Genomic DNA, 16800 nt, shown 5'->3' with positions numbered 1-16800 from the left:
TCTATATAAAATATATAAAAACTTTAAAAATACATATTTATATGTGTTGTTATTTAGCCTGGTTTAACAAGAATCAGCCTTTTTATAAAATCAACCTTTTATAGAACCGATCATAACGCCTTTTACAAAATACTTTTGAATAAACGGATAGATAACAAGCATAGGTAACATAGCAACAAAAATAACCGCGTGTTGCACTTGCTGAGGAATCAGCATCGACCCTTCCCCAGTCTGTACTACATCTGTAAGCTCATATATGGCCCCTGAAGCTTGCAAAACGATATCATATAATACTATCTGAAGCGTATATTTCATTCTATCGTTTAGATACATAAGAGGCGGCAAGAAACTATTCCAATGCCCAACAATATACCACAAAGATATAGTTGCCAACACCGGTTTAGATACGGGTAATACAATTTTAAACATGCATACAATATCGTTGGCTCCGTCAAGTTTAGCTGACTCTATCAATGATTTGTGAATAGTGGAAAAAAAGCTTCTTAACACGACTATGTAGTAAGCCGGAGCCAGGAAATTTAAAATTAACGCCCAATGTGAATTTATTAGTTTCAGCTTTTGCATCACCAAGTATGTTGGTATTAACCCCCCGCCAAACCACATAGTGAATAAAATCATATAGCTATATACTTTTTTACCATAAAAATCCCCGAAGGCAAGCGGATAAGCTGCAAAACAAGTCATAATAAGTCCTATTATACATCCTACACTTGCTACAAAGATAGTATTTCCATAAGAAATCCATATGTATTTGTTACTAAATATGTTTTCGTAGCCCTTAAAAGTTAATTGCACAGGATAAAACGAAACCTCACCACGCAAAATAGGGCCGCTTGAGCTCAACGAAATTGCAAGTACATTAAGCACCGGATAAATAAAAGCTATACCAAGTAAGCACATTATAATAACATTGACCGAGTCGAATATTTTCTCCCCTATGCTGTTTTTATTTCGAATAGACATCTAAGAACCTTCCTTTCTCTCGCCCGTGTCTGTCTCTAGATTAAACTTATCTCAGAGTATTTTTTACTTAGCTTATTGGCCAACAATACAAGAATTAAACTAATCACGCCATTGAACAATCCAACCGCTGTAGCAAAGCTATAGTTACTTCGAGTTATTCCCATTTTGTATACATAGGTAGATAAAACTTCTGAAACTCGAATATTCTGCGCATTTTGCAATAAATATACTTTCTCAAAACCTACTGATAGTAAATTCCCTATTTGTAATATAAGCATTATTATAATAGTTGTCGAAATACCAGGTATTGTTATATATAATATTTGTTGATAGCGTTTTGCACCATCAATAACTGCAGATTCATATAATTCTGTGTCTATTCCAGAAATAGCAGATAAATAAATAATAGAATTCCACCCAATCCCCTGCCAAATACCCGATAAAATCATAATTGGTCTAAAATATTCTGGATCACCAATGAAGTGTATAGGCTCATACCCCAAACTTTTTATAATACTATTCAATGTACCGATAGAAGGCGATAAGAAGGTTTTGATCATACTGACCACAACCACTGTAGATAAAAAGTAGGGTAAATAACTAACGGTCTGAATAGCTCTCTTAAATTTGCTATTAGATAATTCGTTTAACAATAAGGCAAAAATGATGGGTGCCGGAAAGGCAAAAATTAAGCTTAATATGTTAAGATATATGGTATTCCATATGATTTGAAAGAAGTCGGGACTTTTGAAAAAGGCTATAAAATGTTTCAACCCTACAAAATCACTTCCTTTAAACCCTTTCAAAATTTTGAAATCATAAAACGCTACTCTCAGCCACCACATTGGCCAATATTTGAATATTATATAATAAACAACAACAGGCAAAATCATAAGATAAATATATCGATCAGCCCATAGCTTTGTTGCAACCTTTCTATAATTTATATTTTTAAATCTCCTCATTCACACCCTTCTTTCCATGGTAATTTCTACTGTCCATGTCGCCGATAATATTAAATGAGGAAATCAAATGGCATTATTACATTGCTTTAAATGAGGTCTCTCATCACCCTCTTCATTTCTTATATTAGCAAATAATCAAGGTTTTGTCAACTATATTTCATTTTTAAAAACGATTTTTTGAAAAAAATTTTTGTAAACTGTTACGCCTTATGGTTTACGGTATACTGGGATGTCCTGGTAAGCAAATCCTTCACATTTTCATATTCCTTATTCGCAACCCCAGTAAATAAGATGTCTATTACCGTAAGCTGCGCAATACGTGATCCCATAGCACCGCTTCTTTTCTCAATCTCTGGTGTGCTGATAAAAAGAGTTATATCGGCTTTGCTGGCAATTGGATTCTTGCCGTATTTAGTAATGCTTATCACTGTACAACCCAATTCTTTAGCAATCTCAAGGCACTCTATCATCTCCTTGGTACGCCCTGAATAAGATATTATAACCGCCACATCATTTTCTCCCAATAAATAAGTATGAGTCAACTGCATATGGAAATCCGTTGGTGCTATAGCATTTTTGCCTATCCTTACAAACTTATAGGCAGCGTCTTGAGCCACCAGTCCAGAAGCTCCAACGCCAAGAAACAAGATCTTTCCGGCTTTGCTGAGAACATCTATGGCCTCTTTAACGCTATTAGCATCCAGTATCTTTTGCGTATCCGATATTGCTCTACCATTTAACAAACTCACATTGTCAATAATGCTTTCTATACTGGTATATCCTTTAATATCCGTATACAGCTGCTCTTCTTCACCAGCTTCGCTTTTCTCCCTGGCAAGGCCATTCATGACATAAGCCTTTTTGAAATCCTTAAGCCCTGAATAGCCCAATAACTTACAAAATCTAACCCATGCCGCTTCACTAACCCCTGTTTTCTCAGCTAATTCTTGAATTGAAAGGGTAAACACTTCCTCAATATTGTTGAGAAGATAATCGGCTATCTTTTTCTCGGTAGGATTTAGTTCATTATATATATTCTTAATCTTTAAAACATAGTCGTGTTGAGCAGACATAAACTCAGCCTCTTCCTTTCTTTAGTAAATTTTTAAAAACCATATTCAGTCAATATTATACCTCATTCATCATATTTTGTCATACATACCTTCTTGTTTCAATTACTCAAACACCAAATCTCATAATGTGAAATCTCCTGGTCACTTTAAAGCCCGTCTTCCTTATACAAATTCCCTGCCGCGCTTTTTTCAGACGTCCATAAACATCTCAAACTCCCCCTTACATACAAATTTTCCCCATTACCACCGGATGTTTGGCGCCCGTAGCTTTGGGTATATTGTTAAAATGGCCATTTATAGCCTCATTTGCAAGAATGGCAAAAGCTACAGCTTCCTTGGCATCGCTATTGAACCCCATATCCTCTTGTGTCATTACTTCCATCTCAGGTAAATACTCTTTTATCATCCTAACCAGCGTTTTATTATAGCTTCCTCCACCGCTGATAATCACCCTATCAATCTTGTACAATGGTATTATAAAATCCCTATAGCTGTTTGCTATGGATTTTGCAGTTAGGGCGGTTACCGTAGCGACCAAATCGCATTTATCGAGATTTAATCTGGCCGCTCTTTCCATAAGCCTGTCCACATAGGATGCCCCAAAGTACTCTCTGCCCGTTGTCTTAGGAGGCCTTTTAACAAAATATTCATCCTTTAATAATTCATCCAACAGCTGGCTGTTAACCCTCCCTTTGCTTGCCAAATGTCCGTCTTTATCATATTTCAATACCCCTCCTGTAACCCTTTTGACCACTTCATCAATAACCATATTGCCAGGGCCTGTATCAAAAGCCATTACATCTTCAACTCCACACGCAGCAGGCAATACAGTGACATTAGCAATTCCGCCGATATTCTGCAAAGCTATAGTATTTTCTGGATTGCGATACAATATATAGTCGGTATATGGTACCAGCGGCGCTCCATCTCCCCCTGCAGCCACATCCCTTACCCTAAAATCGCCAACCGTCACAATGCCGGTTCTTTCGGCAATAACCGCTGGCTCGCCGATTTGAAAAGTGGATTTAATCCTATAACTTAAATCCTCAATTATTTGAGGAATATGGTAAATGGTCTGGCCGTGCGAACCTATAAGGTCAACGTTATTGGGGCTCATATGCGCTTTTTTAATGATTTTCAAAGCTGCTTCAGCAAACAACTCTCCCAGCAAAAAATTCATATGACAAATCTTTTCTACAGTGCTTGTTGATGGCTCAAACAATTCGAATATTCTTTCCCTTACATGATCATCGTAAGAAAAATTTTCAAATTCCAACAATTCTATCTTTGTATCAAGCCCTTTCCCCCTAATCCTTACAAGGGCAGCATCAATCCCGTCAACAGAAGTACCCGACATAAGCCCTATGACTAACCTTTCTTCCTTTCGGTAAATCTCAATAAGCCTATTCATACCTCTTACCCTTCCCCGTATGCTTAAATAAGCTTGATAGACTTCAAAGCCACTATCACAGCTCCTCTTGAAGCGTCTGCCTTTGCCTTTTCAACGGTCACATTTGGATACTCTTTGGTAAGCAGCTTGACGAACTCCTTATAGACCAAAAGGTTGTTTATTAAAACGCTGCCGCTTACCACGACCATTATAGCATCCTGCTCCGCCTTTATCCCTCTTATAGCAGCCTTTGCGAGCAAAAAAAGCTGCTCTGCCGCATCCATAAGTATCTCCTTAGCCTTGTTGTCACCCTTTTTGTGCGCCTGGTCAACCACTTTTGCCAACGCCGCAATCTCGCTCTTTCTTATATCCTTTCTGTACACAAACCGCACAAACTCCTCAGGAGTGGCTATGCCAATCTCCTCCATCAGCATGGGTAGCAAATGGGTGTAAGGTTCTCTTCCGTCATAACATCTCAAAGCGGCTTTTATGGCCTCAAGGCCAATATAATAAGCGCTTCCCTCATCTCCAACAATATGCCCCCATCCACCAACCCTTACCCTTTCACCGTTCTTACCAATCCCATAGGCTATTGACCCCGTACCTGCAATAACAGCAATGCCTTCCCTTCCACCTGTCATCTCTGCAATAACTATTTCGGCGTCGTTGGTTATTACAATATTCCCTTTTAGCCCTAAAGATTTCACGTAATCCTTTATAACCTCTTGTTCTTCCTTCCTGCCCGCTCCCGCGCTACCAATACATATAGCTTTGCAATCTTCTATGTTTAAACCAGCATGTTCCACTGCATTCCCTATCAAGGACTTCAGGGCATCATATACCTGAGATTCTTCCTGAGCCCTTATATTAGTAGAACCGCCGTATTCAGTGAGGATAATATTGCCCCGCAAATCAGCTATCGAAATGGCGCTTTTTGTACCGCCGCCATCAATGCCAATGACGTACTCCACGCCTCCCCACCTCTTCATAAAGAAACAGGCAATCTGCCCCGAGGTGTATGGTTCCCACTCAAAACCTCCATAACGCTTTGCACCGAAAGAGGGGTGTATTCATAAGCACACAAATATGTCGAGATCCCCTTGAATTTTAACAAATCATAAGGATCTCTCAAAGCCACGACGACGATGTGTTTGTTAACCTCCAGCAATGCGTTTACCAGCTCAGCCTGGCCTTCATTTAAATTAGCATTATATGTTCCTACTACAACGAGTTCTTTCCCCTCTGCCTCTCGCTTGATGGAATCTATAAACGCTCTGTCTGGATTTACAGGAATGGTCCTCCCTATCCCGCCAAACCTCTCTACAAAAGAATTGGCGAAAGATAATTTCGTCGTCACCTTATCATCAACGGCTGAAACTGGAGTCATTTCAGGAGATATAGCCAAAATTTTTTGCCCTTTTATAGGCAAAAGCCCCAGTTCATCCTTTACCACCGTAATGCTGTTTAAACTTATCTCCCTGACGATCTCCTGGTGCTCCTTACTTCCCAATAGTTCAATGCTGCTTTCATCGGGATATGGGTCTTCAAAAAGCCTGTATTTTTGTTTTAGCCTTATTATCCTGTCAACAGATTCATCTATCCTATCAATGGATATCTCTCCCCTTAAAACGGCCCTTTTAATTTCATTAAAGACTTCAATCTGAGTATTTTTGGTGTGGGACACTAAAACTATGTCGGCTCCCGCTTTTATTGCCAGTACGGCTGCTCTGGCGATGCCAAAATATTTAGCGATTGCATTCATTTCCATGGAGTCTGTGATGATTATGCCTTTAAAGTTGAATTCCTTTCTTAAAACATTTGTGAGGATGTTGTACGACAATGTAGCTGGCAGCTTGTTTTCCTCCAAAGCAGGAAAGAGTATGTGAGCCGTCATCACAGCATCAACGCCATTTTCTACAGCCTTTTTAAAGGGATAAAGTTCAACTTTATACAGCCTTTCTCTGCCATGTGCCACCAAGGGCAGATCAAGGTGAGAATCTACAGACGTATCTCCATGCCCTGGAAAATGCTTGGCTGTAGCAATTACGCCCCCGCCTTGCAGCCCCTTTATGTAACTTACCCCAAAATTCGCTACTTTTTTCGGATCTTCCCCATAAGATCTAACGCCTATTACGGGATTCAAAGGGTTATTGTTTACATCCAAAACCGGTGCAAAATTCATGTTTATGCCCAAAGCCCTGAGCTCTTTGGCCGCTATCTCGGCTACTTTACGGGCATTTGCGGGATCGTGCGTAGCTCCCACCGCCATGTTGCCAGGCAAATAGGTAGCATCTTTATAGATCCTGGTAACCATACCTCCCTCCTGGTCAATGGAAATAAAGGCAGGAATGCCGGTATGCTCAAGGACGTTCCTTTGAATATCGACGCACAGGTCCCTGGTCTGCTTAGCGTCCTTAACGTTTCGAGAAAAGAGTATGACATTGCCTATTTTATACTCCCCAACCAATTGCTCAATATGGTCATCATAAAAGATAGAAGGGAAGCCTACCATTAGCATTTGGCCTATCTTTTGATCCAAAGTCATGTGATCAATTCTCATAACCTTCCATCCTTTCCATCCCACCAATTATTGGTAAATATGATATTTCTCCTTTGTCATCTTAAATTCTTCGCTCTGGTTTTTCCACTTTTCAACAAGCTCGTTTTCTTCATATTTCATGAGCCGCAGTTCATCGGTTCCAGCAAGATAATCAATGAAATAGTGCCTGCTGTCGCCGGAGGGGGCTACCCATTTAAAATTCTCGCCGCTCATCTTGACTATGGTATACAAAAGCCTAATCCCTACTTCTACCGCATTGACGCGTTTTCTGTCGGTTACGTGGATCTGCACGCCTTTACACAGCTCATTTTTGTGCTTTGAAAAATACGGCACAAAATGTACCGGCCTAAATATGACCCCGCTTAAGCCTTTCTGGTTCATCTCATCGGCAAGCTTATATGGATCAAGCCACGGTGCCCCTATAATCTCAAAAGGCCTCGTAGTCCCCCTGCCCTCAGAAATATTGGTGCCCTCAAAGAGGCAGGTACCGCTATATAAAACGGCGGCATCAAGAGAGGGGATGTTAGGCGATGGATTAATCCACAAAAGTCCTGTTTCATCATAATACATATCCCGTTTCCAGCCCTCCATAGCTATAACCTCAACATCACAGCCTATACCGAATTCCTCATTTATAAGCAAGGCCAGCTCCCCTATAGTCAAACCGTATCTTATGGGAATGGGATACATCCCAACAAAAGAAGAAAACCGGGTATCAAGTACATTTCCCTCTACCTGTAGTCCTCCTATCGGATTTGGCCTGTCAAGCACCATGAATTTCTTATCAAGTTCACTGGCGGCCTCCATGGCATACGCCATGGTATACAGATAAGTATAGTACCTCACCCCTACATCCTGGATATCGAATATGAGCACATCCACATCTTTCAACATTTCTGCAGTGGGCTTCTTGGTTTGCCCGTACAGGCTGTATACTTTAATACCCGTCCTCTCATCTACATAATCGAGCACATGGACACCTGCCTGTAAATCCCCTCTTACCCCATGCTCAGGAGAAAACAGGCACCTCAATTTTCCCACCTCATTCAATATATCGATGGTACTCCTTAAGTTTACATCTACTGCCGTGTAATTCGTTATAAGCCCTATCTTTAGCCCCTCTATCTTATTGGCCTGCTCTTTGAGCACATCTATACCGCATTTTACACACGCCATTGATTTAACCATCCTTCCTAATGAGTTTAAATTTGGTTCCAGGACCTATATAATCCAGTAAAAAGCCGTTGCTATCGTCCACTTTTCCCACCACATTTACCCTGTGATCCCGCGGAAGTGGCCTTTTCACTATTTGCAGCTCCCCCATGTATCTACCCATTTTTTCATTATCGATGGTGATCACATTGGAATCCCGCGCTATACAGTTAAAAGGAGATATAGGAGAAATCGCCTTACTTCTGGAAATCGATGAGCGTATTACATATTCGGAAGCGTCCATCCTGTTTAAATGATGTGATAAAAACAGGATCTCCCGTTCAATATCGGATATGCCTTCAAAGATTTGTACCTCAAGCTCAACCACATGAGGGTCCACGCTTAAAATCCCCTTGAGCTCTTCATATGATGCATAAGCATCGCCAAAATATACCGCATCCACCATACCGCTATATGCCAAATCCTTGGCGGCCAAAACAGGGGATTTTACCCTATGGTCTTCTATGGTTGGCAAACCTTCGTATAGCGGCCCCCTCTTCCCTGCCTGTGACGGGATAAAGGCCGCCACCTCCAGTCCATATGATTTCAGCATGGCCGTCTTCTCGGCAAAAAATCCTTTCGAGAGACCGGTATAAGGACGGGGATAGAAATTGTGACACGCTCTTATATTTTCTACTTTTCCTCCTGCCCTTATAATCTCCTCTACCCAGCCGGCCGTAGCGGTGCTGGCATTTATCACAATATCTATACCCGCAGCGTTTGATGACATTACAGCTATCGCTTGTGCATCAAATCCATAGTCACACCTTATTGCTGACACGCCCATCTGATAAAAAGGCCCAAGGTCAACAATATCCGCACCCACCAATTTAAACGCTTCCGGAGACACATCCACCATAACGTCCATGTCTTTACTCTTTGCATACTTAACGATATGTACAACTTCGTCAAAAGCCAGTCTATTGCCCATCGCAACATTAAAAGAAGTGAATAGCCTGGTAACCCCAAAACTGCTGGCCATGTCTATGTATTCCATGTTGGCCCTTATCGTGTAACAATCGCCTGAATACACAGATATACCCACCTTCAATTCAATAGCCCCCTACCTGAGCCGTTTAATTATATATCGCAGACGACAACACGGCATTGTGAAATGCACGCCTGAACCTGATTATGCTATCGTTTTGCCTTGAAGGATGTACCCTGTTGGTAAGCAACACCACATATATATCATGCGGTATATCCACCCATATAGATGTACCCGTAAATCCGGTGTGCCCAAACGCAGAAGGTATCCATGTTAAGCTCAATTACAGACGGGTATATGCAGGCCTTGCCGTACCGCCAAACCCCATAAAGCCCATTCTTATGGCCAATGGCCACAGTGGCTCCCGGAAAATATCCTTTATCAACCGCCTGCCTCACAAGAGCCAATGCATCATCAAGTAGGCTTTTATCTATTTCCATATACCATACCCTCTTCTATAGCTTTTGACACAAACCCTTCGTTCTTTTCCAACAGCCTACAGGCTGTCTGGCAGTCCACTCCAGCTTTTATCATTACTATTGCTACCTTAGCATTTCCATTGCTCAATTCAAAATATTTTTCGGCTTCTTCATAAGAGACGTCAGTTGCCAGCATTATGATCCTCTTTGCCCGTTCGATAAGCTTTTTGTTTTTGGGCCTTACATCCACCATGAGGTTTTTATATACCTTACCCAGCTTCACCATGGTAGCCGTGGATATCATATTCAGTATCATCTTCTGCGCAGTCCCCGCTTTAAGCCTGGTAGAGCCCATTATCACCTCAGGCCCCACTACCACGTTTATGTTTACATCCGCTATATTATCTATAAGCGTACGAGCATTACACGAGATTGATACAGTAAACGCCCCTCGCCTTTTAGCTTCCTCCAACACGCCTAACACATAAGGTGCCCGGCCGCTGGCCGAAATCCCCACAACGCAATCCAAGCTGGTGACCTCTTTTCTCGATACGTCTGCTATACCTTCCTCTTTATAATCTTCTATATCCTCCCTGGCAACTTCAAACGCCCCAAGGCTTCCACCTGCCATCACGCCTTGCACCATTTCGGGAGGAGTTCCAAAAGTAGGCGGGCACTCGGCCGCATCCAGTATGCCCAGCCTGCCGCTTGTGCCGGCACCAAAATACAAAAGCCGCCCACCTCTCTTTATTCTCTCTACTATCTGATCCACAGCCATTGCAATTTGCTCAAGTTTTTCTTCCACTGCATAAGCAACTCTTTTATCTTCTTGATTCATAATCTTTAAAATGCTTAAAGTATCCATCCTATCGATATCGTTGCTATTTGCATTTGGCTGTTCAGTGGTCAAGGAATGAAGCAATTCGTCCATCTTCACAACAACTCCCATTTTAATAAATTTTTTAGGTGTGCACACCTACCATTGCCTATCTAGGCCTACCTGTTATTTTGGTTGCTATTTTTACCCAGCAATTCATCTACCCCTGATAAAATACTGAATCTTTCCCCCGGGTTTTATTAAATATCATCGCAGTTATTTTACTAGAATCTAATGACTCTATTAGCTCAAATTGTTTATAATCAACCCCGTTAGCTATTAGTGGTAATTAAGGTATTTAATCATGCCAAAAACCTATACTTTTTCAATCTTTATTATTATCAGCGCTTATATATATGACTTATGCTTTAATAATAACATATCCGCAAAAAAGTTTCAATATATTTTTGAATTTATATAAATATTATTTCAAGATACACTACAAAAAAGAGCCGATTCTCTCGGCTCTTTTTTTGTAGTTAGTATTATATACCGCTGCACCCCATCTTGTCTTATTTCTTTGTCGCATACAGGAATACCTTGAACCCTAATGGATCATAGTAGAATCCTCCTATTTTAGGATTTATCAAGTACAAATCTGTATAATAGTAAATAGGAATTATGGGCATCTCTGTCATTAAAATCTCCTCAGCCTTGTGCATGGCTTCCATTCTTTCCTTTTGATCCCCTGATCTCTTGGCCAATTCAATGAGTCGGTCATATTCGCTGTTCTTCCACCTGGCGTCGTTCTGCCCGCTCTTGCTGTGCCACATATCAAGCATGGTCATGGGATCAACATAGTCACCCACCCAGCCATGACGTGCAATTTCATAGTTGCCCTGTGTACGGGTCTCCTGAAATACCGCCCACTCCTGGCTGTCCAGCTTTACATTTATACCCAAGTTGTTCTTCCACATCTCTTGAACAGCTTCGGCAATAGTCTTATGACCACCCTCCGAGTTAAAGAGCAGCGTCAGCTCAGGGAATCCCTCGCCGTTGGGATATCCAGCTTCAGCCAAAAGCTTTTTGGCTTCTTCAACATTTTTCTTATAATCTTCACCTATATAATTCCCTCCAACTTTCCTGAAATCAGAACCCTCCTTTGCATCGGGCATCCCTGGGGGAACCCACGCATAAGCGGGAAAAGCAGAGTTCTTGGCTGCATTGTCAATGATGTACTGCCTATCAATAGCAAGAGCTAATGCCTTCCTTACCTTGGGGTTATCCAATGGGGGCTTCTCTACATTGAGGCAATAGAAGTAAGTCCCCAGTTGAGGTTTTACGGTGAGTTTCCCTTCTTTCTTTAATCTAGGAATCTCTTCAGCAGGGGGGCTATCAGCAAAGTCAATTTCTCCAGCCTCAAAAGCCGAAAGCTCAGAAGCCGGGTCAGAAATCATGGTAAACACCAGTTCATCAGCCTTTATGGCATCCTTGTTCCAGTAAGTATCGCTCTTCTTTAAGACAATCTTTTCATTGACAACAAATTCAGTAATCACCATGGGTCCATTTGTAATGTAGGTTTCAGGGTTGTTGGCCCAACCATCGCCGTACTTCTCAATAATATCCTCTCTTACAGGAAACAGCGTAGGGAAAGCAGTCAGCTGTAGGAAATATGCACATGGAGCCTCCAGTTCAACCTCCAAAGTTTTATCATCAACAGCCCTTACACCCAATTCTTTGGGGCTCATCTTGCCTTCGGTAATGGCCTGAGCATTCTTTATATACCACAGTTGATAAGCGTATTCGGCCCCTGTGTTAGGATCTACAGCCCTTCTCCAGGAGTACACAAAATCATGAGCTGTCACTGGTTTGCCATCGGACCACTTGGCATCGCGCAAATAAAAGGTATACTTGGTTCCATCATCGCTTATATCCCATCGCTCTGCCATACCGGGCTGAATCTTCCCCTCTGCATCCTTACGGGTTAACCCTTCAAAACAGTGCACGATAACACTTCCTGCCTCAACTGCATTATTTAAGTGAGGATCAATAGTTTTAGGATTAGCTCCCATGTTGTAAGTAATGGGTTTGTTATCAGAACCACTTGATGCACAAGCTGTAAATAGCGAAACGATCACTGCCGTACAAAGCAATAATACAATTGCTCTTTTAATCATGGTTTCTTTTCCTCCTTTTCCCTTTTATTTGTTTTCTTATTCTATCCAAAAGCCAAAACTGGCTTTAGAAACACAATTTTTTAACCTACCATCATTCTATGAAATGACAGGCCGCCATATGTCCACCACCATAGTCTTTCATAACAGGTTCTTCTTCTGCACACCTTTCACGAGCTATAGGACATCGCGTCCTGAATCGGCATCCCGACGGCGGATTTATAGGCGTAGGCACATCTCCTTTGAGAATTATGCGATTGCGCTGTTTTGCAGCATCGGGATCAGGAATAGGTATGGCCGAAAGCAGAGCCCGGGTATAAGGATGAAGCGGCTTATCGTACAATTCAGCACTAGGAGCGATCTCCACCAACTTCCCAAGATACATTACCCCAACGCGATCAGATATGTGTTTAACCATAGATAGGTCGTGCGCAATAAACAGGTACGTAAGCCCCAGCTCATCCTGTAAATCCTCAAGAAGATTTACCACCTGTGCCTGTATAGAAACATCCAAAGCGGATATAGGTTCATCACAGACAATAAAATCAGGATTGACAGCCAGTGCTCTTGCAATGCCTATCCTTTGCCGCTGACCACCGCTGAACTCATGGGGATAGCGGTTGGCATGCTCACTGCTTAAGCCCACCTTGTTTAAAAGGTCATATATAAGGGCCTTTCTCTCTTCCCCCTTGGCAATCTTATGAATATCGATAGATTCGGCGATTATGTCACCCACTGTCATCCTGGGATTCAACGAGGCATAAGGATCCTGAAATATGATCTGCATCCTCTTTCTGTACGGGCGCATCTGCCTGTCATTCAGATTGGTGATGTCGTTACCATCAAATATAATCTGACCGCTGGTGGGCGAATACAACTTTAAAATTGTGCGCCCAATCGTTGTTTTACCGCAACCGCTTTCTCCTACTAAACCCAGCGTTTCACCTTTATAGATACTGAAGGTAACCCCATCAACCGCTTTAAGGACCTGATTTTTATCCCTTATAAGCCCGCCTCTTACAGGAAAATACTTTTTAAGATCTCTTACTTCTACCAATACCTCATTTGAACGACTCATCCAAAATTCACCCCTTCCCTATCCCACGTAACAGCAGGTGCACGGGGATCAAGCAGCCAGCACGCCGCCTTATGGCTTTCAGAAACCGAATACAGCCCGGGACACTGTTCCTTGCATATCCTCATTGCGTAACGGCATCGAGGCATAAACGGACAACCTTGGGGTGGTTTCAATAAGTCAGGCGGCTGTCCATCAATTGGAATCAATCGTTCTTTCGATAGCATATTAATCCTTGGGATGGATTTTAAAAGCCCCCATGTATACGGATGCTTTGGATTGTAAAATATCTCCCTTGTAGTCCCCTCCTCCACAATAATTCCGGCATACATTACTATTACCCTGCTGCAAAGGTCAGCCACAATCCCCAAATCATGAGTAATAAGCATTATGGACATGTTAAACTCTGCTTTAAGCTGTTTCAAAAGCTCCAGTATTTGGGCCTGTATGGTAACATCCAAAGCCGTGGTAGGCTCATCAGCTATGACAAGTTCGGGCTGACAGCTTAAAGCCATTGCGATCATTACCCTCTGGCGCATGCCTCCACTGAACTCGTGGGGGTATTGATTAAGCCGCCTTTCAGGATCGGGAATTCCTACAGCTTTGAGTAGCTCAATAGCCTGCCGGCGTGCAGATTTAGCATCCATCTTTTTGTGAATCCGGAGAGGCTCCATGAGCTGATCCCCCACAGTATACACCGGATTCAACGAGGTCATGGGGTCCTGAAACACCATAGAAATTTTATTTCCCCTGATCTTTTGCATCTCTTTTTCGCTTTTTTTAAGCAAGTCCTCACCTTTGAAGTATATCTCCCCACAGATGATCTTACCTGGCGGCGGGACAAGCCTCATTATCGAAAGGGAAGTAACGCTCTTACCACAGCCCGACTCGCCCACTATACCTACAGCCTCACCCTGATATATATCAATATTTACACCTCTGACAGCTTTTACCTCACCTACATGGGTAAAAAATGATGTATGCAAATTTTTAACCTCTAAAACTTTCTCCACATCATCACCTACTTCCTCATATGGGGATCAAGGGCATCCCTCAATCCATCCCCGAGCAAATTAAACGCTATCATTGTAATACAGATACAGGCCGCAGGGAAAAACAGCAAATACGGATAGCTTCTGATCCCTCTGTATGCATCGCTGGCAAGGGTACCCCAACTGGCCATAGGAGCACTTACACCTATACCGATAAAGCTTAAAAATGCTTCTGTAAAAATTGCCGAAGGTATGGCCAGGGTTACAGTCACAATAATGGGACCAATGGCATTGGGAATAAGGTGTTTCCAAATAATGCGCCAAGCGCTGGCTCCCTGAGCTTTGGCCGCCAGAACAAATTCTTGATTCTTAAGGCTTAAAACCTGACCGCGCACTATCCTGGCCATGTTTACCCAGTACACCAATCCAAGCACAATGTATATCAATATAAGATCAGAGCCTATGCCCTTAAATACTCTTAAAAATGATGTTTCAAAGGCCTGTTCAATTGGTTTCTCTAAAACAACCTGAAGCAATATAACATACAATAGCAACGGGACGCTATACAATATATCCACGATTCTCATCATAATGTTGTCCACACGGCCACCAACATATCCCGATATACCACCGTACAACACTCCAATAGTAAGATTTATAAGGCTGGCAACCAGCCCTATGCTGAGCGATATTCGGGCACCGTACATCACGCGGATGAACAAATCCCTGCCCAGGCTATCAGTCCCAAAGGGGTGCTCCCATGAAGGACCCTGGTTCTCATGTCCACGGATTTGAGTAGCATAATCATAAGGCCAAAACATAGGAACAAAGATAGCAGATAATATTATTATTATAACCGTCACCAGTCCAATCATAGCTGGTTTATTCTTTTTAAACCGTCTCCAGGCATCCTGCCAGTATGTGATGCTGGGACGCACAATTTCATCTGCAACATCGGTTCTACCTCTAATCGGCTCAAACAGGGATGGATCTATTTGTACCTGCATATTTACCTTACCCCTCCTTTGTACCCATCAACTTAATCCTCGGATCTACCATAACATAAATTATATCTACAATAAAGTTCATGACAACCAAGATAACGCTATAAAATATAGTAGAACCCATAATCATGGTATAATCACGGTTTCCAACGCTGTTTACAAAGTAACCACCCATTCCAGGTATCGAAAACAGCTTTTCTATAACAAAGCTTCCAGTCAAAAGCCCTGCTGCCAAAGGCCCTAAATAGGTAATAACTGGAATTATTGCATTTTTTAAGGCGTGTTTGTATATAACCTTAAACTCGCTTAACCCCTTTGCCCTGGCCGTCCGTATATAATCCTGCTTTATGACATCCAGCATGCTGGATCTCACCAGTCTGGCAATAAAGGACAACGAATATCCCGAGAGTGCTATAACCGGTAGTACGTATTCAATAGGCCTGGTCAACCTGCCGCTGGTAGTCGGAAATATCTTCAATACCACCCCAAAAAAGTATATAAGTACGGTAGCCAGTACAAAGCTGGGTATGGTAACACCTAGAGTTGCAATAAACATGGTAGTGTAATCCTGCCACTTCCCCTGGCGGAGTGCCGAAAGAATCCCCAAGGGTACGCCAACAAGTATAGTAAATACGATAGCCACTATGCCCAGCCTGGCAGTAATGGGGAACCCCAGACCAATAAGCTCGTTAACAGTACGGTTTGTCAACTGAAACGAAGGACCTAAATCTCCCCGCAGTATATCCTTCCAGTAATCCAGATACTGCTTCCATACAGGGTCATCGAGATGATACTTCTCGTTGAGGGCTTTAATAATAGCCTCTGGAAGAGGTTTCTCACGGGTAAACGGTCCACCTGGTATGGCATGCATGAGAAAAAAGGTAATAGTAATTATAAAAAAAAGTGTAAGCGCCATAGAAACTAATCTATGAATAATATATCTACCCACCAGACTTCCCCCTTGAGTTTTATTGTTTATCCTCTGAAAAACTCATTTTTATTTAGCGCTTATTTAGTGCTTTATGTTTATAAATATAAATTAACATTGTTTACTCAAACTTCGCAGTTAAATATTGACTGCTAGACCTTGAAAAATCAATAATTCAGCCAATTTATATACCTATTAAGATGCTTTTTTATACTCCAT

General features: G+C 42.0%; 15 protein-coding genes and 1 pseudogene. All 16 read right to left on the bottom strand.

The genetic code is table 11. From position 1 onward, the window contains the following. Positions 1-90 precede the first annotated feature (90 nt). Complete coding sequence (locus BM241_RS01760) at positions 91-984, bottom strand: carbohydrate ABC transporter permease (protein ID WP_025748703.1); 894 nt, start codon at positions 982-984, stop codon at positions 91-93. Positions 985-1019: 35 nt separating this feature from the next. Next, the gene (locus BM241_RS01755) at positions 1020-1949 is read right to left on the bottom strand and encodes an ABC transporter permease (protein ID WP_035147481.1); all 930 of its coding nucleotides are present in this window, start codon (positions 1947-1949) and stop codon (positions 1020-1022) included. A gap of 200 nt (positions 1950-2149) precedes the next feature. Further along, complete coding sequence (locus BM241_RS01750; RefSeq protein ID WP_092281894.1) at positions 2150-3022, bottom strand: MurR/RpiR family transcriptional regulator; 873 nt, start codon at positions 3020-3022, stop codon at positions 2150-2152. A 220-nt stretch (positions 3023-3242) separates the two neighbouring features. Continuing rightward, entirely contained in the window at positions 3243-4433 is a 1191-nt protein-coding gene (locus BM241_RS01745; protein ID WP_092281893.1) for an anhydro-N-acetylmuramic acid kinase, read from the bottom strand. A 23-nt stretch (positions 4434-4456) separates the two neighbouring features. Beyond that, a complete protein-coding gene (locus BM241_RS01740) occupies positions 4457-5401 on the bottom strand; it encodes a BadF/BadG/BcrA/BcrD ATPase family protein (protein WP_207648945.1) in 945 nt (314 codons plus the stop codon). After that, on the bottom strand, positions 5398-6972 hold the full coding sequence (gene nagZ, locus BM241_RS01735; protein ID WP_092281892.1) for a beta-N-acetylhexosaminidase: 1575 nt from the start codon (positions 6970-6972) through the stop codon (positions 5398-5400). The genes BM241_RS01740 and nagZ overlap by 4 nt, the downstream gene beginning before the upstream one ends. Before the next feature lie 27 nt (positions 6973-6999). Then, a complete protein-coding gene (locus tag BM241_RS01730; RefSeq protein ID WP_092281891.1) occupies positions 7000-8148 on the bottom strand; it encodes an exo-beta-N-acetylmuramidase NamZ family protein in 1149 nt (382 codons plus the stop codon). 4 nt (positions 8149-8152) lie between these two features. Next, positions 8153-9229, bottom strand: coding sequence for a DUF871 domain-containing protein (locus BM241_RS01725; protein ID WP_242948229.1), 1077 nt, complete (start codon positions 9227-9229; stop codon positions 8153-8155). A gap of 31 nt (positions 9230-9260) precedes the next feature. Further along, positions 9261-9437 (bottom strand): annotated as a pseudogene (locus BM241_RS01720) (serine hydrolase); the annotation flags it as partial. Beyond that, entirely contained in the window at positions 9376-9612 is a 237-nt protein-coding gene (locus BM241_RS12340; RefSeq protein WP_025748710.1) for a hypothetical protein, read from the bottom strand. The gene BM241_RS12340 and the pseudogene BM241_RS01720, both read right to left, overlap by 62 nt. Continuing rightward, positions 9599-10522 (bottom strand): N-acetylmuramic acid 6-phosphate etherase, encoded by a 924-nt coding sequence (gene murQ / locus BM241_RS01715; RefSeq protein ID WP_092281889.1) that lies wholly within the window; start codon positions 10520-10522, stop codon positions 9599-9601. The genes BM241_RS12340 and murQ overlap by 14 nt, the downstream gene beginning before the upstream one ends. Before the next feature lie 458 nt (positions 10523-10980). Further along, positions 10981-12585, bottom strand: coding sequence for a peptide ABC transporter substrate-binding protein (locus BM241_RS01710; protein ID WP_092281888.1), 1605 nt, complete (start codon positions 12583-12585; stop codon positions 10981-10983). 91 nt (positions 12586-12676) lie between these two features. Then, a complete protein-coding gene (locus tag BM241_RS01705) occupies positions 12677-13660 on the bottom strand; it encodes an ABC transporter ATP-binding protein (protein WP_025748713.1) in 984 nt (327 codons plus the stop codon). Next, on the bottom strand, positions 13657-14670 hold the full coding sequence (locus BM241_RS01700; protein WP_092281887.1) for an ABC transporter ATP-binding protein: 1014 nt from the start codon (positions 14668-14670) through the stop codon (positions 13657-13659). The genes BM241_RS01705 and BM241_RS01700 overlap by 4 nt, the downstream gene beginning before the upstream one ends. Positions 14671-14678: 8 nt before the next feature. Beyond that, positions 14679-15656, bottom strand: coding sequence for an ABC transporter permease (locus tag BM241_RS01695; protein ID WP_025748715.1), 978 nt, complete (start codon positions 15654-15656; stop codon positions 14679-14681). A gap of 7 nt (positions 15657-15663) precedes the next feature. Continuing rightward, on the bottom strand, positions 15664-16602 hold the full coding sequence (locus BM241_RS01690; protein WP_025748716.1) for an ABC transporter permease: 939 nt from the start codon (positions 16600-16602) through the stop codon (positions 15664-15666). Positions 16603-16800: the final 198 nt, after the last annotated feature.

Origin of the sequence: Caldicoprobacter faecalis (assembly GCF_900115765.1) — a bacterium.
GTDB lineage: Bacteria > Bacillota > Clostridia > Caldicoprobacterales > Caldicoprobacteraceae > Caldicoprobacter > Caldicoprobacter oshimai.
The sequence above is the reverse complement of the archived record's forward strand: the minus strand, read 5'-3'. Positions and strand labels throughout refer to the sequence as shown.